The organism is Xanthomonas sp. 3793 (assembly GCF_024806835.1).
Lineage (GTDB): Bacteria > Pseudomonadota > Gammaproteobacteria > Xanthomonadales > Xanthomonadaceae > Xanthomonas > Xanthomonas arboricola_F.
This window is the reverse complement of the sequence record NZ_JANTYU010000001.1, coordinates 79692-101850: the sequence shown is the minus strand read 5'-3', so window position 1 is coordinate 101850 and position 22159 is coordinate 79692. Positions and strand designations below refer to the sequence as shown.

General features: G+C 65.2%; 11 protein-coding genes, 5 tRNA genes and 1 pseudogene. 11 read left to right on the top strand and 6 right to left on the bottom strand.

Features of this window, described 5'->3' with window-relative positions:
• The first annotated feature begins 21 nt into the window (after positions 1-21).
• Together edd and FHY18_RS00435 are read left to right on the top strand one after the other, a co-directional pair.
• Positions 22-1938, top strand: coding sequence for a phosphogluconate dehydratase (gene edd, locus FHY18_RS00440; protein ID WP_259149249.1), 1917 nt, complete (start codon positions 22-24; stop codon positions 1936-1938).
• Between the two features lie 52 nt (positions 1939-1990).
• Entirely contained in the window at positions 1991-2650 is a 660-nt protein-coding gene (locus FHY18_RS00435) for a bifunctional 4-hydroxy-2-oxoglutarate aldolase/2-dehydro-3-deoxy-phosphogluconate aldolase (protein WP_259149247.1), read from the top strand.
• 1425 nt (positions 2651-4075) lie between these two features.
• Here the strand turns inward: FHY18_RS00435 and FHY18_RS00430 are convergent.
• From FHY18_RS00430 to FHY18_RS00420, 3 genes are read right to left on the bottom strand one after another with little or no spacing between them, the layout of a single operon-like run.
• The gene (locus tag FHY18_RS00430) at positions 4076-7162 is read right to left on the bottom strand and encodes an efflux RND transporter permease subunit (protein ID WP_259149244.1); all 3087 of its coding nucleotides are present in this window, start codon (positions 7160-7162) and stop codon (positions 4076-4078) included.
• Positions 7159-10665: an efflux RND transporter permease subunit gene (locus FHY18_RS00425; RefSeq protein WP_259149242.1), complete on the bottom strand. Its 3507-nt coding sequence runs from the start codon at positions 10663-10665 to the stop codon at positions 7159-7161. Before FHY18_RS00425 ends, FHY18_RS00430 begins: the two co-directional genes overlap by 4 nt.
• Entirely contained in the window at positions 10662-11789 is a 1128-nt protein-coding gene (locus FHY18_RS00420) for an efflux RND transporter periplasmic adaptor subunit (RefSeq protein ID WP_259149241.1), read from the bottom strand. The genes FHY18_RS00425 and FHY18_RS00420 overlap by 4 nt, the downstream gene beginning before the upstream one ends.
• 204 nt (positions 11790-11993) lie before the next feature.
• On the opposite strand from FHY18_RS00420, the gene FHY18_RS00415 reads away from it, so the two are divergent.
• From FHY18_RS00415 to FHY18_RS00390, 6 genes are all read left to right on the top strand, one after another.
• A complete protein-coding gene (locus FHY18_RS00415; RefSeq protein ID WP_259149240.1) occupies positions 11994-12392 on the top strand; it encodes a cytochrome c in 399 nt (132 codons plus the stop codon).
• An 8-nt stretch (positions 12393-12400) separates the two neighbouring features.
• A complete protein-coding gene (locus FHY18_RS00410; protein WP_005995424.1) occupies positions 12401-12862 on the top strand; it encodes a cytochrome c in 462 nt (153 codons plus the stop codon).
• Positions 12863-12963: 101 nt separating this feature from the next.
• A tRNA-Ala gene (locus tag FHY18_RS00405) sits at positions 12964-13039 on the top strand.
• 47 nt (positions 13040-13086) lie between these two features.
• Positions 13087-13162, top strand: a tRNA-Glu gene (locus FHY18_RS00400).
• A gap of 585 nt (positions 13163-13747) precedes the next feature.
• Positions 13748-13823: transfer RNA gene (locus tag FHY18_RS00395), tRNA-Ala, on the top strand.
• A 47-nt stretch (positions 13824-13870) separates the two neighbouring features.
• Positions 13871-13946, top strand: a tRNA-Glu gene (locus FHY18_RS00390).
• Positions 13947-14102: 156 nt separating this feature from the next.
• Here FHY18_RS00390 and FHY18_RS00385 read toward each other — a convergent pair.
• Both FHY18_RS00385 and FHY18_RS00380 read right to left on the bottom strand, forming a co-directional pair.
• Positions 14103-14279 (bottom strand): hypothetical protein, encoded by a 177-nt coding sequence (locus FHY18_RS00385; protein WP_259149237.1) that lies wholly within the window; start codon positions 14277-14279, stop codon positions 14103-14105.
• A 339-nt stretch (positions 14280-14618) separates the two neighbouring features.
• Positions 14619-14705: transfer RNA gene (locus FHY18_RS00380), tRNA-Leu, on the bottom strand.
• Between the two features lie 138 nt (positions 14706-14843).
• Between FHY18_RS00380 and FHY18_RS00375 the strand changes: the two genes are divergently transcribed.
• From FHY18_RS00375 to FHY18_RS00370, 3 genes and pseudogenes are all read left to right on the top strand, one after another.
• The gene (locus FHY18_RS00375; protein WP_046964096.1) at positions 14844-15224 is read left to right on the top strand and encodes a response regulator; all 381 of its coding nucleotides are present in this window, start codon (positions 14844-14846) and stop codon (positions 15222-15224) included.
• A 105-nt stretch (positions 15225-15329) separates the two neighbouring features.
• Positions 15330-15710: pseudogene (locus tag FHY18_RS22030) on the top strand (histidine kinase); the annotation flags it as partial.
• A complete protein-coding gene (locus tag FHY18_RS00370; protein WP_326521194.1) occupies positions 15708-19091 on the top strand; it encodes a PAS domain S-box protein in 3384 nt (1127 codons plus the stop codon). The pseudogene FHY18_RS22030 and the gene FHY18_RS00370, both read left to right, overlap by 3 nt.
• A 675-nt stretch (positions 19092-19766) precedes the next feature.
• Here FHY18_RS00370 and FHY18_RS00365 read toward each other — a convergent pair.
• Positions 19767-22136 (bottom strand): Tex family protein, encoded by a 2370-nt coding sequence (locus tag FHY18_RS00365; protein WP_259149228.1) that lies wholly within the window; start codon positions 22134-22136, stop codon positions 19767-19769.
• Positions 22137-22159: the final 23 nt, after the last annotated feature.

Genomic DNA, 22159 nt, shown 5'->3' with positions numbered 1-22159 from the left:
GTTTCTCATAGCCGGTAGCCAATGAGCCTGCATCCGAACATCCAAGCTGTCACCGACCGTATCCGCAAGCGCAGCGCGCCGTCGCGCGCGGCGTATCTGGCCGGCCTCGATGCCGCCCTGCGTGAGGGTCCGTTCCGTAGCCGTCTGAGCTGCGGCAATCTTGCGCACGGCTTTGCGGCCTCCGAGCCGACCGACAAATCGCGCCTGCGCGGTGCGGCCACCCCCAATCTGGGCATCATCACCGCTTACAACGACATGCTGTCGGCGCATCAGCCGTTCGAGCATTACCCGCAACTGATTCGCGATGCCGCGCGTACGCTCGGCGCCACCGCGCAAGTGGCCGGCGGTGTGCCGGCGATGTGCGACGGCGTCACCCAGGGCCGCGCGGGCATGGAGCTGTCGTTGTTTTCGCGCGACAACATCGCCCAGGCTGCAGCGATCGGGCTCAGCCACGACATGTTCGACAGCGTGGTGTACCTGGGCGTGTGCGACAAGATCGTGCCTGGCCTGTTGATCGGCGCGCTGGCGTTCGGCCATCTGCCGGCGATCTTCATGCCGGCCGGCCCGATGACGCCGGGTATCCCGAATAAGCAAAAGGCCGAAGTGCGCGAGCGCTATGCCGCCGGCGAAGCCACGCGCGCGGAGTTGCTGGAGGCCGAGTCGTCGTCGTACCACTCGGCTGGCACCTGCACCTTCTACGGCACCGCCAATTCCAACCAGGTGCTGCTCGAAGCGATGGGCGTGCAGTTGCCCGGCGCCTCGTTCGTCAACCCGGAATTGCCGCTGCGCGATGCGCTGACCCGCGAGGGCACCGCACGGGCCCTGGCGATCTCGGCCCTGGGCAATGACTTCCGCCCGTTCGGCCGCCTGATCGACGAGCGCGCCATCGTCAATGCCGTGGTCGCGCTGATGGCGACCGGCGGCTCGACCAACCACACGATTCACTGGATCGCAGTGGCGCGTGCGGCCGGCATCGTGCTGACCTGGGACGACATGGATCTGATCTCGCAGACCGTGCCGCTGCTGACCCGCATCTACCCGAATGGCGAGGCCGACGTAAACCGCTTCCAGGCCGCAGGCGGCACCGCGTTCGTGTTCCGCGAGCTGATGGACGCCGGCTACATGCACGACGATCTGCCGACCGTGGTCGAAGGCGGCATGCGTGCCTACGTCAACGAGCCACGCCTGCAGGATGGCAAGGTCACCTATGTGCCAGGTACAGCGACGACCGCCGACGACAGCGTGGCGCGACCGGTCGGCGATGCATTCGAATCGCAAGGCGGCCTGCGCCTGCTGCGCGGCAACCTGGGGCGCTCGCTGATCAAGCTGTCGGCGGTCAAGCCGCAGCACCGCAAGATCGAAGCGCCTGCGGTGGTGATCGACACCCCGCAGGTGCTCAACAAGCTGCATGCGGCCGGCGTGTTGCCGCACGATTTCGTGGTGGTGCTGCGTTACCAGGGCCCGCGCGCCAACGGCATGCCCGAACTGCACTCGATGGCCCCGTTGCTCGGCCTGCTGCAGAACCAGGGCCGCCGCGTGGCGCTGGTTACCGACGGCCGCTTGTCCGGTGCCTCGGGCAAGTTCCCCGCCGCAATCCACATGACGCCGGAAGCCGCGCGTGGCGGCCCGATCGGGCGCGTCCGCGAAGGCGACATGGTGCGCCTGGACGGCGAAGCCGGCACGCTGGAAGTGCTGGTCTCGGCCGAGGAATGGGCATCGCGCGAGGTTGCCCCGAACACCGCCGTGGCCGGCAACGACCTTGGCCGCAACCTGTTTGCGATCAACCGCCAGGTCGTCGGCCCGGCCGACCAGGGCGCCATCTCGATTTCCTGCGGCCCGACCCATCCGGACGGTGCGCTGTGGAGCTACGACGCCGAGTACGAACTCGGCGCGGATGCTGCTGCAGCGGCTGCGCCACACGAGTCCAAGGACGCCTGACCCTTTTCCCTCTCAGCGGCCGCCCCGACGGTCGCCGTCTAACGGAGTTGCAATGACGATTGCCCAGACCCAGAACACCGCCGAAAAGCTGCTGCGCGACGCCGGCATCCTGCCGGTGGTCACCGTGGACACGCTGGACCAGGCGCGCCGCGTCGCCGATGCGCTACTCGAAGGCGGCCTGCCCGCGATCGAACTGACCCTGCGCACCCCGATCGCGCTGGAAGCGCTGGCCATGCTCAAGCGCGAGCTGCCCAACATCGTGATCGGCGCCGGCACCGTGCTGAGCGAGCTGCAACTGCGTCAGTCGGTGGATGCCGGTGCGGACTTCCTGGTCACCCCGGGCACGCCGGCACCGCTGGCGCGGCTGCTGGCCGATGCGCCAATCCCGGCCGTGCCCGGCGCGGCCACCCCGACCGAACTACTGACGCTGATGGGCCTGGGCTTCCGGGTCTGCAAGCTGTTCCCGGCCACCGCCGTGGGTGGCCTGCAAATGCTCAAGGGCCTGGCTGGCCCGTTGTCCGACCTCAAGCTCTGCCCCACCGGCGGCATCAGCGAAGCCAACGCGGCGGAGTTTTTGTCGCAGCCGAACGTGGTCTGCATCGGCGGCTCGTGGATGGTGCCCAAGGACTGGCTGGCACAGGGTCAGTGGGACAAGGTCAAGGAAAGCTCGGCCAAGGCGGCGGCGATCGTGCGGCAGGTGCGGGCGGGCTGATTTCTGAGCGCCGCATCCAGCGAGTTGAAAAGCCGAGCTGCGTTGGAAGGCTGATTTGGTGACGAAACGCTGGTTGGCTGAGGAAAGCCTGGTTGGCCAGCGCTTTCAGGTGATTGAGGAAAAGCGCAGTCTGGTTACGCTTTGAATTTGGCTGAGGAAGCCTGATTCGCTGGCGCCTTGATCTTGTGCGTGGGAGCGGCCCGCGGGCGCCGGGGCAGGACACGCCGTGAACCCATCCATGGGGGCTCTTACACGCGCCATGTCGTGTAAGGTCCTGCCCCGGCGCCCGCGGACCACTCTCGAATGTTCCTGTGTTGGCGGAACGGAGAGCAGCCATTGCCGCATGGCATGCCCGACCTAGCTTTGGTCGTTGCCCCGCCTGATGAGGCAGAGGCCTCTTCGCATCCTTCTTGAAGGCGGCGGATTGAGAGCGGTGGAAACCGTGCACTTCTAAGTAGTTGGCATCCGGGCGGTTTGTCTGGGAGCTACGAAGTCCAAGGTCCAGAAAACGTGCAGCGAACTTTGCGGATGGTTGGCATGCATCAAAATCGAGCACTGAACCGGCTGCCGTTTTTCGTTGCCCAACGTCGCGGAAACGAATCGCCGAAGCGACAGCGTGGCCGGGGATTGGTGGAGAGCGGCACATGGATGTGCCGCGGCGGCGAGTCAGACAGGATGTCTGACCGAGCCGAGGAGCCGATCCCCGGACGCGCTGTCGCCCTCACCGAAGCCAGTAACTGACGAGCGGGTTGCACGCGGAGAAACCGTACCCTCACCCCAACCCCTCGCTCCGCGCCCCGGCCTACGCTTGCGTCGCGGGCGCTCCAAGGCACGCGCGCCCATGGCGCGCAAGCCGTGCCTCCTCGCCCCGACGGTAGAGGGGCTTCAGGCGCATCGTGTCGTTCAAAACTCAGCGCTACGCGGCGATGGCGTCTTCGGCGCACCACACCATGACACGTCAACAGATCCCGGCTCTGCTGGTGTCATCGAGAATCGCGCAAGTCACTGGAAAATAAATGACGAATCGGCTTGCCTTGACTAGGCCATGGCAACGACTCGCCGAAGCGGCAGCGCGGCCGGGGATTGGCGGAGAACCGCACAGGGATGTGCCGCGGCGGCGAGTCAGACAGGATGTCTGACCGAGCCGAGGAGCCGATCCCCGGACGCGCTGTTGCTCTTACCGAAGCCAGCGAATGACAGGCGCGTACTTGGCGACCCGTACCCTCACCCCCATCCTCCGCTCCGCGCCCCGGCCCGCGCTTGCGGCGCGGGCGCTCCAAGGCACGCGTGCCCATGGCGCCCACGCTGTGCCTCCTCGCTCCGGTGGGAGAGGGGCGTCAGGCGGCTCATGAGGTTCAAGGCTCGAGCACGACGTGACAGCGGCGCCGTCGGCGCACCGCGACAAACTTCAGCCAGGTTGAATGATCAAGACTCCAGCGCTGCGCTCGCCGGGGGCGTGTGCGGCACCCCGCGCGCACGTCGTACCAGCGCTGCTGCGCCGCTGCTCATGTCGTCGAGAATCGCGTAGATCGTCGGCAGAAACAGCAGGCTCACCACCGTGGAAAACGCCAGGCCGCCGGCGATGGCGCGCGCCATCGGGAAATACGGCGGGCCGTCGCTGAACATCGTGGTGCTGGTCAGCGAGATCGGCACCATCGCCAGGATCGCGGTTCCCATCGTCATCATGATCGGGCGCAAGCGCTCGCGTGAGCCTTCCACCAGCGCCTGCGTGCGGCCCATGCCACGGCGACGCAAATTGTTGATGTGCTCGATCATCACGATGCCGTTGTTCACCACCACGCCCATCAGCACCAGGATGCCGATGAAGGACATGATGCCGAACGAGGTGCCGGTGATCCAGAACAGCCAGAACACGCCGAAGATCGAAAACAGCACGCCGCTCATGATGGCTGCCGGGAACAGCAGCGACTCGAACACCGCCGCCATCACCACGTAGATCATCACCAACGCGATTATCAGATTGAATACCATCTGGCCCATCGCTTCGCCGTCGTTCTGGTAATCGCCGCCGTCGAAGGTATAGCTGTAGCCGGCCGGGAAACTCATCGCCTTGAGCGGCTTTTCCATCGCCGCACGTGCTTCCGGCACGGTGACTTTTTCGGCCAGATTGGCCTTGATGGTCACTGTGGTCTGACGATTGGTACGCCCGATCTGGGTGGCGGCCGGGCGAATCTGCACGTCCACCAGGCTCAGCAACGGCACGCTGCGGCCATCTTTTGTGCGCACGGTGAAGCCGGCCAGGTCTTCGGGCTTGCTTTGCTCGGCGCCGGCAAAACGCACCCACACCGGCACTTCATTGTCGCCACGACGGAATTCGCGCAACGGCGTACCGCGTAATGCCAGACCCACGAAACTGGCCACCTGCTCCGCGCTGAAGCCGAATGCAGCCGCGCGTTCGCGGTCTACCCGAATCGCCAACTCGCTGGTGCGGTCGCCGGTATCCACATGCACGTCGCGCAATTCCTTGCGTTGCGCCAGCAGCGGAATGACGTCGTCGGCCAGCGACTTGAGCGCTTCGGTGGAGTCGCCAACCAACTGCACCTGCACGCCCTGGTTGCCGCTGCCGCCATCGCCCTGGTTGCCGATGCTGTAGTCGGCGCGCGCAGAGCGCGGCAGTTCCTTGCGAATCTTTTCCAGCAACGGCGGCAGATCCTTCACCTTGCTCGCGTCGAAGGTCACCACCGTATTGCTGCCCTCCACTTCGCTGAACCACGAATAGATCTGCGTGATGTGGTACTTGGCGCGATTGGCTTCGAGATAATTTTCCACACGGCCGATCTCTTCGCCCAACTGCTCACGGGTGTAGGAGCCTTTCCACTGATACTGGATGAAGGCCTCGTTACCCCCATCGCCGCCGAACATGTCCACCTTGGTCAGCTTCATCGGCACCAGGCTGATGGCGCTCACCAGGATGATGCCGGTCACGCTCCAGCCGCGATGGGCCAGCGTCCACGCCAGTACCCGCGCATAGCGGCGTTGCAGTCTGGCGATCACGCCATGGTCGGAAGTCACCAAGGGCGGCGTCTTCATGCGCGCGGACAGCATCGGGATCAGGCTGATCGCCACCAGCCACGACGCCAACAGCGACACCGAAATGGTGATCGCGATCTGCGCCATGAAGATGGAGATGTTGTTGGTCTCGCCGAACAGGTTCGGCACGAAGACGATGCAATGGCACAAGGTGCCGGCGCTGAGCGCGATCGCCACGCTGCGGGTGCCGATCAGCGCCGCCAGTTGCGGCTGCCCGGGCATGCGCTCGCGTTCCTGGTAGATGCTTTCCACCACCACCACCGCGTTGTCCACCAGCATGCCGACCGCAAGCAACAAGCCCATCATGGTCAGGATGTTGAGCGTGACGCCGACGAAATACATGAAGCCCAGCGTGATCGCAAAGCAGATCGGGATCGCCAGCGTCACCATCAGCGTCGATGGCCAGTGGCGCAGGAAGAAGAACAACACCGTGATCGACAACAACAGGCCCACCGCGCCGGCTTCGGCCAGTTCGGCCAGCGACGAGGTCACCGCCTTGCCCTGGTTGTCGATCACCTTGATCTGTACGTCGCGCATCGCAGGCTCGGCGCGAATGTCTTCGACCTCTTTCAGCGCAGCCTTGGACACTTCCACCAGATTGGCACTGCGCTCCTTGTAGACATCCAGGCCGATCGCCGGGCGCCCGTCCAGCCGCCGCCCGTAGTTCATGCGCGTGGGCTTGAGGCGTACCTGTGCAATATCGCCCAGGCGCAAGCCTTTGGCATTGAGTACGAGCTCACGCAGCTCCTGCAGATCGCGCAACTCGCCGATCGGCTGCACGCGGATGCGCTGCCCGTTGTCGTCGATCTGCCCGGCGGACACCGAGAAATTGAGCTTGCCCAGCCGCTCGCTCAGGTCATTGAGGCTGAGATCGTGCGCGGTCAGGCGATCCGGCGCGATGGCGATCTCCACCTCGTTGGGCGGAGCGCCGGAAATTTCGACCTTCGCCACACCGGGAATGCGTTCGATGCGCCGCTTGAACTCGCGGTCGAGCATGTCGTACGCACCGGTCAGGTCGGTCTGGCTGGCCAGGCGCACCTTGAGCACCGGCTCGTCGCTGCTGGACCACTTGAAGATATGGAAGCGCTGCAGATCGTCCGGAAAATCGTCGCGAATGGCATCCAGCCGCTCGCGGGCATCCGATGCGGCGATGGCGATATCGCGGTCCCAGTCGGAGAACTCGATGAAGATATTGGCGCCGTCGGCGGTAGCGGTGGAGCGCATGCGCTTGATGCCGGTCATCGTGGCCAAGGCTTCTTCGGCCGGCCGCACCAGGTTGCGCTCCACCTCGTCCGGGGTGGAGCCGGTATACGGCAACTGCACGAACAGGAACGGCGCCGAGATATCCGGCAGCGCCTCCAACGGCAATCGGAAGGCGGCGATCAAGCCCACCACCACCAACGACACGAAGCACATGATGGTGGTGACCGGACGACGAATGCTGAAAGCCGCAACGCTCATAGCGCCTCCAGCCCGTCGGTGGTCTCGCGTGCCTGCGCCTGCTGCCGCGCCATGCGCCGCCCGCGCTCCAGGTAGTAGGCATCGGCGCGGCGATCCAGCAGGTCGTACACCACCGGAATCACCAGCAGCGTCAGCAGCGTGGACACCAGCAAGCCGCCGATCACTGTGATCGCCATCGGTGCGCGCACTTCCGCGCCCTCGCCCATCGCCACCGCCAGCGGCAGGAAGCCGAACAGGGTGCACAGCGTGGTCATGATGATCGGCCGCAAACGCGAACGCGCGCCCTCGATCAGCGCCTCGCGCTTGGGCACGCCCTCTTCGCGCAACTGGTTGACCTTGTCGATCAGGATGATGGCGTTCTTGGTCACCAGGCCCACCAGCAGGATCAAGCCGATGAACACCACCACCGAGACCGGCTTGCCGGTCATCAGCAACGCCAGCACCGCACCCACCATCGCCAGCGGAATGGTGAACAGGATGACGAACGGATGCAGCAGCGATTCGAACTGCGACGCCATCACCAGATAGACCAGGAAGATCGCCAGCCCGAACGCGAACAGCAGCGACTTCACCGATTGCGCCAGCTCCTCGCCCTGCCCGCCGATATGCATGCCCACACCCGCAGCCAACGGGTCCTTGCGCACCAGCGTCTCCACTTCGCGCACCGCACCGCCCAGGTCGATGTCCTTCAGGCTGGCCGACACGATGGCCACGCGGGTCTGATCGGCGCGATGGATCTCGCTCGGGCCGGTCGTCGCCAGCACCTCGGCCACCGCAGCCAGACGTACCGGCCGGCTGCTGCCCGGATTGACGATCAGCTGGCGAATCGCATCCACGCTCGCACGGTCGCTGTGCTGCGCACGCACCAGCACATCGATCTTGCGATCACGGAAGCTGTAGCGCGTGGCGACATCGCCACGCACCTTCTTGACGATGACATCGGCGATCTGGCGCGTGGTCAGCCCCAGCGCACCGGCGCGCTCCTGATCGAAGCGGATCTGGATTTCCGGAAAGCCCTCTTCCACCGTCGACTTGACGTCGGCGTAGTGTCCATTGGCGCGCAGCATCGCGGCCAGTTTTTGCCCTGCACGCTCCAGCTCGCCCAGATCCTGCCCGCGCAATTCCACTTCCAGCGGCGTGGAGAAGCTGAACAACGCCGGCCGTGCGAAATCCACCTGCGCGCCGGGATGCCCGACCATGCTGCTGCGCAACCGCTGCGTCGCCGCCGCTTCCACTTCCGGGCTCCCGCCGCCAGCCATCACCACGGTGAGCTTGCCGATGTTCTCCCCGCTTTCGGTGGGGTTGGCATCCAACCGCGTACCACTGCCGCTCACGCCATACAACGAGGCGATGCCCGGGTCCTTGTCGTGCGCCAGCTGCAACTCGCGCACCATGGCATCGGTCTGCGCCAACGGCGTGCCGGATGGCAGCTTCACCGTCATTTCGAAGCGATCCTGCGCCAGCTGCGGGATCAGGTCCGCGCCCAGCATCGGCACCAGCAACACAGTGCCGACAAACGCCGCCGCCGCCAGTCCCAGTACCAGACCGGGCCGCCGCAACGCCGCCGGCAGCATCGCCAGATAGCCGCGTTCGGCACGGCCGTACGGCGCCATCGCCAGGTCGCTGGCCTTGCGCATCACCGGCGACACCACCCGCGCGAGGCCACGCCATAGCTTGACCACTGCCCACGCTGCACCGAAGAACGCATAGCGCACGCTTGCGCCCGCACCGCGCCGACCGGCAGCCATCGGCTTGAGCCAGCGTTGTTCGGGCTTCCAGTCCGGATGGCCGGGCTCATCCGGGAACGCCATCGGCGGAGCGCCCTTGAGCGAACTCAGCATCGGGATCAGCGTCATCGACACCACCAGCGAGATCGCGATCGCGATCGCCACGGTCATCGCCTGGTCGCGGAACAGCTGCCCGGCGATGCCCTCCACGAACACCAGCGGCAGGAACACCGCAATCGTGGTCAGCGTGGAGGCCATCACCGCCATGCTCACTTCGCGGGTGCCGGCAATCGCCGCATCCAGCACGCTCAAGCCACGCTCGCGGGCCTTGGCGATGCTCTCCAGCACCACGATCGAATCGTCCACCACCAGCCCGGTGGCCAGCGCCAGCCCACCCAGCGACATCACGTTGAGGCTCAAGCCAAGCTGGCCCATGAAGAAGAACGTGGTGATGATCGACACCGGCAACGACAGGCTGATCACGAAGGTGCTCCAGCCATCGCGCAGGAACAGGAAGATGATCAGGATCGCCAGCACGCCGCCGATCACCGCATCCTTCTTGACGTCGCTGATCGCGTGCTCGATGAAGTGCGACTGGTCCTCGATGGTGGTGATCTCCACATCGCCGGGCACGCTCGCCTTCAACTGCTCCAGCCGCTTGCGCAGCGCAGCGGCGGTGGACACGGTGTTGGCGTCGCCTTCCTTGTAGATCGCCAGCTCCACCGCCTCCTTGCCGCCCAGGCGGATGATCGCCTCGCGCTCCTTGTAGCCCTGGCGCACGTCGGCCACATCCTTCAGCCGCACCGGCATGCCGCCGGCGATGCTGCTGCTGGACGCCGACGAGGTGCTCTGCACTTCGGCCGCCGCCGCCAGGGCCGCCTGCGAACCGGTGGACGCGGCAATCGCATACATCTGCTGCATCGCCGCCTGCGCCGCGCTGCCGCTGCTGCTCTGCGTGGTGACCAGCATGTTGCGGATCTCGTCCAGATCCACGAACTGGTTGACCGTGCGCACCAGGTAGCGCTGCGAACCTTCTTCCAGCCGGCCGCCGGAGATGTTGACGTTTTCTTCCTTGAGCCGGGTGATCACGTTGTCGATCGGCAGGTTGAGCTGTGCGAGTTTTTGCTGATCGATATCGACCTGGATCTCGTCTTCCAGGCCACCGCCGACCTTGACCGCCGCCACGCCGGCCACCGGTTCGAGCTTCTTTTTCAGGTCTTCGTCGGCATAGCGGCGCAGGCCGGTGAGCTGACGGATGGCATCGGTGTCCGACGCCGGCGCCTGTTTGGGCGACAGCGCCAGGCGCATGATCGGTTCGGTGGAGGGATTGAAGCGCAGCAGCACCGGCGGCTTGGTTTCCAGCGGCAGCGACAGCGCTTCCATCTTGTCGCGCACTTCCAGGCTGGCCTGGTCCATGTTGGTGCCCCAGGCGAATTCCAGCACCACATCGCTTTGCCCGGTGCGCGAGATCGACTTGAGCTTGCGCAGGTTCTTGACCACGCCAACGGCTTCTTCCACCGGCTCGGTCACCAGCGTTTCGATTTCCGCCGGCGCTGCGCCGGTGTATTCGGTGCGCACGGTCAGCGTGGGATAGCTCAGATCCGGCAGCAGATTGACCTTGAGGCTGCGCAGTGCGATCAGGCCGAACAACAGCATGGTCACGGTGATCATCGCGATGGTCACCCGCCGTCGTGTGGCGAAGACCACCAGCCCGCCGCCGGGCAATGGCGCATGCGGGTCGTGCACGGGTCCGTGCGGGTTGCCGTGATCGCTCATGAGCGCTTCCCGTCGCTGCCGGTTGCCGGCGCCGCAGCCGCCACCGGCTTGCGGTCGGGCTGGCCGATGACCTGCACCGCAGTGCCGTCGCGCAGTGCCACCTTGCCGGCGGTCACCACCTGGTCGCCTTCCTTCAGGCCCTGCCGCACTTCCAGCCACGGGCCTTCGGCGTAACCGAGTTTCACCGGCACCCGTGCTGCCTTGCCATTGCGCACCACGAATACCGCCGGCTCACCGTCGTCCAGCAACGCCAGACGCGGGATCACCAGGGCATCCTTGCGCTGGTCGTAATCGATGCGGATGCGCCCGAACATGCCCGGCTGCAGCGACTCGGCGCCCTTGCCGAACGCACACACCACGCGGAACGTCCCGCTCCCCGAATCCACCACCGGCGCAATGCGATCCACCTTGCCCACGAACTGCTGGCCCGGCAGCGCATCGGCCAGCAGGGTCACCGGCTGGCCGGATTTCAATGTCGCCAGTTCGCGTTCGGGCACGTTGAGCGTGGCTTCCAGCTGCGAGTCGTCGACGATGCGAAAGATCGGTGTATTGATCTGCACGAAGTTGCCGGTCTTGATCGAACGCGAGGCGATCACGCCGGAAATCGGCGCCTGCACCGTGGTGTAGGACAGCTCCAGCGATGCCAGGCGATGCTGCGCACGGCTGTTTTCCACATCGAACTTGAGCTGGTCCACATCGGCCGCGCTCACCAGCTGCTGGCCGACCAGTTGCGTCGCACGGCGGTAGCTGTTTTCCAGCTTGCGCAACTGCGCTTCGCTCTGTGCGACGGCCAGATGCGCGCGGTCCGGGTCCAGTCGCACCAGCGCCTGGCCGGCCGACACCTTCTGGCCTTCTTCCACCATCACCGCCAATGCCACGCCGGACGTCTTGGCCACCACCTGCGCCTCGGCGCGCGGCTCCAGCGCGGCGGTACCCGTATAGCTGGCAGCCACAGCGCGACGCGCTGCCTTGGCGGTTTCCACCGGCACCGCGTCCACGGCCTTTTTTTCTTCTGCGGCCTTGGCCTCTCCATCGCCGGTCTTGCAGCCGCCCAACAGCAGGCTGGAGATCAATACTGCGGCGCAGATTCCGCTGCGGGCGGGCAAGAAGAAGAGTGGCGACATCGTCGTGTCCTAGTGGATGCGTGAACAGGTGTTGTAGGCAAGTAGACCACCCGAACATGCATGTCGCCAATGCGCCAAAGGTCATGGTCTGTTCAACTTCGCGTATTCACCCCGTTTGCGCCACGCCAAATCGCAGGCATACTCGGTCCGGTTCCGTCACGCCCCCACGTGCGGACGCTCAATCAGTCTTCCGGATACGAAACCATGCGCCCGCAGCCGCTCGCCGCTTGTCTCGCTCTGGTCGTCTTCCTGTCGTTTGGGGGCGCATCAGCGACACCGTCAGTCACGCCAGCAGTCCCGGCCACGCCGGCGCCTGCCGCCGCACCTGCTGCCTCCGCGCCCGCAGCCCCGACCGGTAATCCCTCCAATGGCCGCCTGCTGGCGTATACCTGCCAGGGCTGCCACGGCGTGACCGGCTACAAGAACGCCTATCCCAGTTACCGCGTGCCCAAGATCGGCGGCCAGTCCAGTCAGTATCTGACCCAGGCATTGACCGAGTACCGCCAGGGCAAGCGCAAACACCCGACCATGCAGGCGCAGGCGCAGAGTTTCTCCGAGCAGGACATCGCCGACATCTCCGCCTTCCTGTCCACCCTCAAGTAAGCGCCCACATGCCGAACGCCCTGCACGCTCCGCGTCTAGCCATCGTCCTGGTCGCTGCCCTGATGATGGCGGCCTGTTCCCAATCCCAGGTCGAATCCACCGATCACTCCGCCGGCGATGCCGGCCATGCCAGCGGCGAACACGGCTCTGGCTCCTCTGCCGGCCTGCCCACCGGTCGCGCCGACGCTGGCGACAAACTCGCGCATGCCAAGGGCAAGGCTACCGGCCAGAGCTGCGTGGATTGCCATGGTGCCGATGGCAATGCGCCGATCGACCCCAGCTATCCCAAGCTCGGCGGCCAGTACGGCGACTATCTTGCGCATGCGCTGCAGGCCTATCGCAGCGGCGATCGCCAGCACCCGCTGATGACTGCGCAGGCCACCGCATTGAGCGATCAGGACATCGCCGACCTCGCCGCCTACTTCGGCGCTCGGCCGACGCAGCTGCGCGATCTGCATGGCGTCAAGTAAGTGGCAGGCAGTGCTGCCGAGCGCACGCGCCGTCTCAACCGGACTGAAAAAGCGCTTGCGCGAACATTAACAGGTCGCTATCATTTCGTTCTCAGTTTCGTGGGGCCATAGCTCAGCTGGGAGAGCGCCTGCATGGCATGCAGGAGGTCGGCGGTTCGATCCCGCCTGGCTCCACCACTTCAGACATTAGGCCGTCTGAAATGACAACTCAGGTTTTGATCTGCGTCCCCATCGTCTAGAGGCCTAGGACACCACCCTTTCACGGTGGACACCGGGGTTCGAATCCCCGTGGGGACGCCAATCATCCAAAAACCCCGGCTTTGCCGGGGTTTTTTCTTTGCATGATGCCTGGTCGGCACGCACATGGGTCGCCCCCCCCCCCCCCCCTGCCCGGTGTCGCGCAAAGCCTCATGATTGCGACACCTCGCATCACGACCAACACAGCGATACGCCTGGATGCATTCGTAAAAAGACAGGCAAGTTCGCGGGTTGCACTGACGAAGAAGTCATGCAGTTGGCACGCACTTTTGCCGTGAAGCGCGGCGGGTGGCCGAAGTCGCGCCCGGCCATCGCACCTGTTGAATGCAGCCCGCACAGGCAAGGACGCGCTGCATGATGTGCAGCACGCCTTGCCACGAATACCCACGCTCGGCGAATCGCAATCCAGGCGCGCAGGGCGTTTCGCCCAAGTGCCGGCGCGGTCGCGTGCACTCGTATACGCCCATTGCGGTGCTGGAATGCGCAAGGAGTGCTCGCCGTCTCTCCCCATCCAGGCGCAGACACCTCAGAAGCCGCGTCAGCGAGGCTCACCCCGTACGAAAAAAGTTGCGACATCGCTTTGCAAACGACGATGAGTTCGCTATGATTGCCGGCTCGCAGCAACGCGGGGCCATAGCTCAGCTGGGAGAGCGCCTGCATGGCATGCAGGAGGTCGGCGGTTCGATCCCGCCTGGCTCCACCACTTCAGACATTAGGCCGTCTGGAATGGACAACGAGGTTTTGATACGCGTCCCCATCGTCTAGAGGCCTAGGACACCACCCTTTCACGGTGGACACCGGGGTTCGAATCCCCGTGGGGACGCCAATCATCCAAAAACCCCGGTTTTGCCGGGGTTTTTTTATGCATTGCTGTTCACAGCATACGCAAGACAGCGTTCGGCTGAAGCGGGTTATTCAACCCCTGCAAGTGCGGCTGGGTGCGTGCATGCGACACGCGCATGCACATCACCATCCAGCACGCTCAGGCCTGCCCGTCGTCCAACGCCTTGCGACCCTCGTGGGTCAGATCGATATCTCCGTCCTCGGCTTGCGTGGCATAGCCCGCACGTACCGCCCAGTTGCCCTCCTCGTCGGATACCGGCTTGGTGTCGTGGATGTCGCGAAGAATGCGCAACCGCTGCGAAGAATCGAAATCCATGAGGGCCATCCGCTTGAAAGAGACCTCCACGGTACGCACCGGGCGTGATGACTGCGTGCCTGCAACGCCATCCGGTACCCCTGTTATGCGCAGCGAAAGCTTGGTTCGGTGAGGCATGACGACTGCCACCAGACGATGGATCGATACCGACGACAGACAACGCAACGACGCCTGCGCAACGGGGCAACGTTGATGCCGCCCACCACGGACGGACGCTTCACCAGTACTCGTCGCGCACTTCGCGACAGGGTGAAAGCGCTCGCCTGCACGGCAAGCCGGCCTACAGCAAAAAGCCCCTCCGGATTGCGCCGGAAGGGCTTTGCTATCACTGCAACATCTTGGTGCCGAAGGTGGGACTCGAACCCACACGCTTTTAAGGGCGGCGGATTTTGAGTCCGCTGCGTCTACCGATTCCGCCACTTCGGCGTGGCCGCGCAGTATAGCGGCTTGCGAATGAAACGAACAGTGTCAGGACGCTCCTGACGAATTCAGGTGCAAGCGGCATCGGCAGCGCCGTGACAGACCAGCCCCGATATACTGGCCGACTTGGTGAAGGAGTAAGCAATGTCGGTGTTGCGTGGAGTTCGGGTACTCGTGGTCGAAAACGATGACATGAATGCCATGCTGCTCGAGTTGCAGCTTGTCCACGCCGGTGCGGCTGTGGTCGGTCCTGTCGGCGAGGTGCAGGACGCGCTGCAGTTGATCCAGGATGATGCGCCGGATATCGCCGTGCTGGACTATCGCCTGGGCAATGGCCAGACCAGCGAGCCGGTTGCCCGCCTGCTGTCGGAGCGCGGCATTCCCTTTGTACTGGCAACCGGCGTTGCCAGCGGCAGCATTCCCAGCGGCTTCGAACGCGGCGTCATTCTGACCAAGCCCTATCTGTCCGAAGAACTTGTCGGTGCGCTGTCGCGTGCGCGGCAGCTGAGCGGCGCCAGCAGCTGACCGTCCCTGGTTGCCTGGTCGCCCTCTGACCGGGTGTCGGCTGCAGTTGCCAGCTGAGCGGTTGTCACTAGAATCAGGCATCGAAGATTTGCAGGTGGTTGCTGGATGGAGAATGCCGCCTCGCCGTTTGCCGGTCTGTTACCGCAGACGAGCGAAACCGCAGCATTGGTCAGGGCATCGGCATGCGTGGCCGACCCACTGCTCTGCAGCAGTCAGGCACTGCGCACCGCGCTGTCGGTGTGCCTGCACGCAGCGCACCCGATGCTGCTGGTCTGGGGCGAGCACGCACACTGCATCTATAACGACGCCTGCATCGCTTCGTTCGGCCCACGGCACCCTGCAGCATTCGGCCAGCCGCTTGCCGAGCTGACGACAAGCGACAGCCCTGGCAACCCGCCTGCCGGCGCAGGCACTGCATTGAATCTGTCGACATGGTCGTGCAGTCCGATCCTGGAGACCGGCCGGCAGGTAGGCGCGTTGTATGTGGCCACTGCGTCCGCACGCAGTGCGCCCGAGTGGCGTAGCGATGCGGTGTCGCTTGCAGCGCCACCAGCGCTCGACCAATCACCGGCCTTCATGGCGGTGCTGCGGGGGCCCGACTACATCATCGAGAGCGTCAACCAACGCTTCCACGATCTTGTCGGCGAGCGCCCATTGCTGGGCCGCCCCTTGCTGGAGGCGATGCCGGAGATCGCCGATCAAGGCTATCTCGGCCTGCTCGACGAGGTGCGTCGTAGCGGCCGGCCCTTCATCGGCGAATCGATGACGGCCTATCTGCAGCGCACACCCGGCAGCATGCTCGACGAAACCTTCGTGGACTTTCTGTACCAGCCGATGCGCGACAGCGACGGCCGCGTCGATGCGATCCTGGTGCACGGCTTTGATGTCACCGCGCAGCGGCGCGTGGAAGGGCGCGACAGTTTTCTGCTGATGCTCGAAGACGCCTTGCAACACGTCTCCGACCCACGGCACGTCATCGACACCAGCGTGCGCCTGCTGGGCGAACATCTGCAGGCCAACCGCTGCGCATTCGGACTGGCGACCGAAGACGGCAGCATCATGCGTGTCATCAGCGACCATGTGCAGGACATGCCGAGCCTGCAAGGCGACTTTCCGATGGAAGTGGCCCAAGGTCTGCGCGATGCACTGCTGGCAAACCGGCCCTGGTTCACCACCGATGCGATGGCACCGGGTGCGCCGGACTATGTGGCCGAGCAGTATCGCCATTCCGGCCTGCGCGCATCGTTGGCGATACCGCTGCATAAACATGGCCGTCTGGTCGCGGCGATCGGGGTGCATCAACGCGCACCGCGACGCTGGTTGTCGAGCGAGATCGAGCTGGTGCGGCTGGTGGCGGCACGCTGCTGGGAGTCGATGCAGCGGGCCAAGGCGCAGCAGCAACTGGCGGCCAACGAAGCGCGTCTGCGTCGGCTTGCCGACACCTTGCCGCAGATCATCTTCATTGCCGGACCGGATGGGCAGCCGCACTACTTCAATCAACGCTGGTACGAGTACACCGGGCTGGATCCGGCCAACAACGAGAGCGCGGCGTGGCATCGGGCCCACACCGCCGATGGCCTGCGGTTGTCTGTGAAAACGTGGCAGGACGCACTGCTCGACACCCGTGCCTACGAGATCGAATGCGAATTGCTGCGGTACGACGGCCAGGCGCGTTGGCATCTGGCACGCGCCCTGCCCGTTCGTGGCGACGACGGCCGCATCAGCGAATGGATCGGCACCTATACCGACATCCACGATCGCCGCACCTTCGAGCAGCAATTGCGCGAGAGCGAAATCCGCTTCCGTGCGCTGTGCGAGACGGTGCCGGCAATGATCTGGATGTCCGATGCGCAAGGCGCCTGCGTGTACTGGAACCCGCGCTGGTACCACTTCACCGGACAAGCCGAAGACCAGGCGCTGGATCAGGGCTGGTGGGACGTGATGCACCCGGACGATGCCGGGCGCGTACGGCTGGCGTTCGAACAGGCACTGGAACGGCGCGGCGAATTCCTGGCCGAGTACCGCGTGCGCCGCCACGACGGGCAGTACCGCTGGTGCATCGATACCGCCTCGCCGCATTTCGCCAGCGATGGACGTTTTCTCGGGCATATCGGCTCGCTCACCGATATCTCCGAACGCAAGCATATCGAAGATGCCACCGCGTCCGACCGCGCGATCCTTAGCCTGATCACCACCGGCGCGCCGTTGCCGGTGGTGCTGGATGCGATTGCATTGAGCGTGGAGGCGCGCGGTGAGATCGGCTTGTACTGCTCGGTGATGGTGCTGGACGAAGTGCGGCACACCTTGAGCTTCGGCTCGGCGCCGCACTTTCCAATCGCGTATCACGGCAATTTCGAGCCGGTCCCGATCGGTCCGGGTGGCCCGCCCTGCTCGCGCGCCGCGCATCTTGGCCGGCAGGTCATCTGCGCCGATCTCCAGGCCGAGCCAAGTTTCGGCCCTCATCATGCGGTGTCGGCGATGCTGGGCATCGTGGCGTGCTGCGTGACGCCGATCTTGTCCAGCGATGGTCAGGTGTTGGGCACGCTCAACATCTACTACGACCGCCCATATCTGCCGTCGCTGCGCGAACAGGCGATGGCGCGCTCTGCATCACACCTGGCCGGCATCGTGATCGAACGCACGCGCGTGGATGCCAAGCTCAAGCTGTCGCTGCAGGCGGAAACCGCTGCGCGCGGTCAGGCCGAACACGCCAGCCGGGTCAAGGACGAATTCCTGGCCACGCTCAGCCACGAATTGCGCACGCCGCTCAACGCGATTTTGGGGTGGTCGCGACTGATGCAGTCGCAGAGCTTCGCGCCGGAGAATATGGCAAAGGGCCTGGTCATCATCGAGCGGAGCGCGCGTGCGCAGACGCAGATCATCGACGACCTGCTGGACATGAGCGCGATCCTGTCCGGCAAGATTCGTCTGCAGTCCGCGCATTTCGACATTGCCGGATTGGCGCACAGCACCGTGGAGCTGATGCAGCCGGCCGCACTGGCGCGCGACATCGCGTTGGAACTGGATGCACCGGCTGGTAGCGAGCTGTGGTTCTTTGGCGATGCCGGGCGCGTGCAGCAGGTGCTCACCAACCTGCTCAGCAATGCGCTCAAGTTCACCGCACCCGGTGGCAGCGTGCGCGTGGGCCTGGATGTGGAGGACGGGCGTCTGCGGCTATGCGTGCAGGACAGCGGGATCGGCATCGCACCGGACTTCCTGCCGCACGTGTTCGATCGGTTTCGGCAGGCAGATGCCGGCACCACGCGCCGGGTTGGCGGCCTCGGGCTGGGATTGTCGATTTCGCGCCAGTTGGTGGATCTGCACGGCGGCAGCCTTGGCGCCTCCAGCGCCGGTGAAGGCAAGGGGGCGACATTCACCATCGTGCTGCCGTTCCAGCATGGGGTCAGTGGCCTGCGCCCGCAATCGGTGGATTCGAGCCAGCATGGGCCGCTTCCGGCCGATTGCCATGGGCGGCTGGACGGCGTGCGGGTGCTGCTGGTCGACGACGATCAGGATTCGCGCGAGGCGGTGCTGCAGTTTCTGTTACTTGCCGGCGCACAGGTGCAGGCGGCCGGCTCGGTGGATGCGGCCGAACACTGTCTGGCCGCTGCGGCCTTCGACGTGCTGGTCAGCGACATCGCGATGCCGCTGCGCGATGGTTACGATCTGATCCGCAGCGTGCGTGCCGGTCGCGCCGATCTGCCGCGGCATATCCCGGCAATCGCACTGACTGCCTACGTGCACGAAGAAGACCGCGACCGTGCGGTGGCGGCCGGTTTCGATGCGCATATGGGCAAGCCGGTGGAGCCGCCAGGACTGGTCGATCTGATCGAAGGCTTGGTGGTGCCGATGCGTGCGGTACCGTGAGCGGCGTGAGATCGCCCGACAGCGGCTGACTAAAAGAATGCAGGCAGGGAGAAGGACGAAGGCCAACGCCCTGATCGCGAGTGCACACTGTCTTGCGGGAGCGCACCGCCTGGCAGCCGGCACGTTTCAATTGCCGCCCGACTGCATTGCAGGCTGCATGTGCACAACATCATTCGAGTAGTAGCGTCGCTCGTTGGATACAGTCAAAAGCGCAGGTCGTCGAGGGTGCGGTGCCCTCGCCGCTCGCGGGACACCGCAGCAACGAGTTGGCTGGTCGCGTTATTGAAAACAATGCGCACAGACCATCTCGACTGGTCCTTAGCCCGCCCACCGTCGCGGGACCTTATGCGACATGGATGCCGCAGAAGAGCCTTATCTGCTCGGATTCTGGCGTTTGGGCGTTGAGAGCCGGCGCAGGCCACTGTGAGAGCCTGGATCGTTACCGATCGTCGTGTAGCTGGGTGCCCCCGCCGGTTTCTCCCCTGTGTCGCCCGAACGGTTGCCAGAGTTGCAACGCGTGGATGTAAGGCTGGGCAGGCGAGTCACAGGGACATGTGTCCCGCCATGGTGGGCGGGCAAGGCCCCTGCAGTCACGTTGCACTCAGCCGCTCACGACTGATCTGCAACGTTGCTGCCCCATCACTTCAAGCCAGTCGCCACGCCGGGCAGCACGACTCAGGTGCGCTTGGCGCGGGCGAATGCGGCAGCCAGTGCGTTATCGGCCGGTGGAGCGGTGGTGCGCGGCTTGCTGTTGCCCTGCGCCGGTCCACGTCCACCACCACCACCGTCGCGACGGCCCTGCCCCGGCCCGCCATTGCCGCGCGTATCGCGCGACTGCGCCGCGCCATCGGCCGCCGGCGGCGTATCGGACAGACGGCAGGTCAGTGCGATGCGCTTGCGCGCCACGTCCACTTCCAGCACCTTGACCTTGACGATGTCGCCGGCCTTGACCACATCGCGCGGATCCTTGACGAAGGTGTCCGACAACGCCGAGATATGCACCAGGCCATCCTGGTGCACACCGATATCGACGAAGGCGCCGAACGCGGCCACGTTGCTCACCACGCCTTCCAGCACCATGCCCGGCTTGAGGTGCTTGATGTCCTCGATGCCTTCGGCGAATTGCGCGGCCTTGAACTCCGGGCGTGGGTCGCGACCGGGTTTTTCCAGCTCCTTGAGGATGTCGCGCACGGTCGGTACGCCGAACTGGTCGTCGGTGAACAACTCCGGCTTGAGGCCGCGCAGGAAGCTGCCGTCGCCCAGCAACGCCTTGATCGGCTTGCCGGTGTTGGCCACGATGCGCTCCACCACCGGATAGGCTTCCGGATGCACCGCCGACACGTCCAGCGGCTCGTCGCCATCGGCGATGCGCAGGAAACCGGCGCATTGTTCGAAGGTCTTGTCGCCCAGACGCGGCACCTTGAGCAGGTCCTTGCGGCGCTTGAACGGGCCGTTGTCGTCGCGATGGCGCACGATATTCTCCGCCACCGTGCCGGACAGGCCGGACACGCGCGACAGCAGCGCCGCCGAGGCAGTGTTGACGTAAACGCCGACCGCGTTGACGCAGTCTTCCACCCGCGCCTCCAGCGCCTTGGCCAGGCGGTACTGATCCACGTCGTGCTGGTACTGGCCCACGCCGATCGCCTTGGGCTCGATCTTGACCAGCTCGGCCAGCGGGTCCTGCAGGCGCCGCGCGATCGACACCGCGCCGCGCAGCGAGACATCCAACTCGGGGAATTCCTTGGCGGCAAACTCGGACGCCGAATACACCGACGCACCCGCCTCGCTGACGACGACCTTCTGCAACTTGGCCGCCCCGCACAACGCAATCGCCTCGCCGGCCAGTTTGTCGGTCTCGCGGCTGGCGGTGCCGTTGCCGATCGCGATCAGCTCCACGTTGTGCTGCATGCACAATTTCTTGATGGTCTGCAGCGACTGGTCCCACTGCCGCTTGGGTTCATGCGGATAGATCGTCTCGGTGGCCACCAGCTTGCCGGTGGCATCGACCACGGCGATCTTGCAGCCGGTGCGGATGCCCGGATCCAGTCCCAGCACCACGCGTGGACCGGCGGGCGCGGCCAGCATCAGGTCCTTGAGGTTGTCGCCGAACACGGCAATTGCCTCGGCCTCGGCTTTTTCGCGCGCCTGGTTGAACAGGTCCAGCAGCAGGTGCATGTGCAGCTTGGCGCGCCAGGTCAGCCGGCAGGCGTCCAGCAACCAGCGGTCGGCCGGGCGGCCCTGGTTGGAAATGCCGGCGCTGCGCGCCACGCGGCCTTCGGCGTACTGATGCCCGGCTTCGGCATCGGTACCCGGGTCCAGATCCAGGTACAGAAACTCCTCGCGGCGCGCGCGAAACAGCGCCAGCAACCGGTGCGAGGGAATCTTTGCCAGCGACTCGGCATGGTCGAAGTAATCGCGGTACTTGGCCCCGGCCTCTTCCTTGCCCTCGGCCACGCGCGCGCGGATCACCCCGTTGTCGTTGAGCCAGCTGCGCAGTTCACCGACCAGCGCGGCATCTTCGCCCCAGCGCTCCATCAGGATCGCGCGCGCGCCTTCCAGCGCAGCCTTGCCGTCTGCCACACCCTTGTCGGCGTCGATGAATGCGGCAGCGGCGACGTCCGGTGCCTGCGTCGGATCGGCCAGCAAGCCATCGGCCAACGGCTCCAGCCCGGCTTCACGCGCGATCTGCGCGCGCGTGCGGCGCTTGGGCTTGTAGGGCAGATACAGGTCTTCCAGCCGCGACTTGGTGTCGGCAGCGGCGATCTCGTTGCGTAGTTCGTCGCTGAGTTTGCCCTGCTCGCCAATGCTGGACAGGATCGCCGCGCGGCGGTCTTCCAGCTCGCGCAGATAGGTCAGGCGCGTTTCCAGGTTACGGAGCTGGGTATCGTCCAGGCCGCCAGTGACTTCCTTTCGGTAGCGGGCGATGAACGGCACGCTGGCGCCTTCGTCGAGGAGGGCGATGGCGGCACGCGCCTGGGCGGGTTGGGCACCGATCTCATCGGCAATGGTGCGAGCAATCTGCTGGGCAAGCTGGCTATCGTGCATGACGGCGCGGCATGAACCGCTTC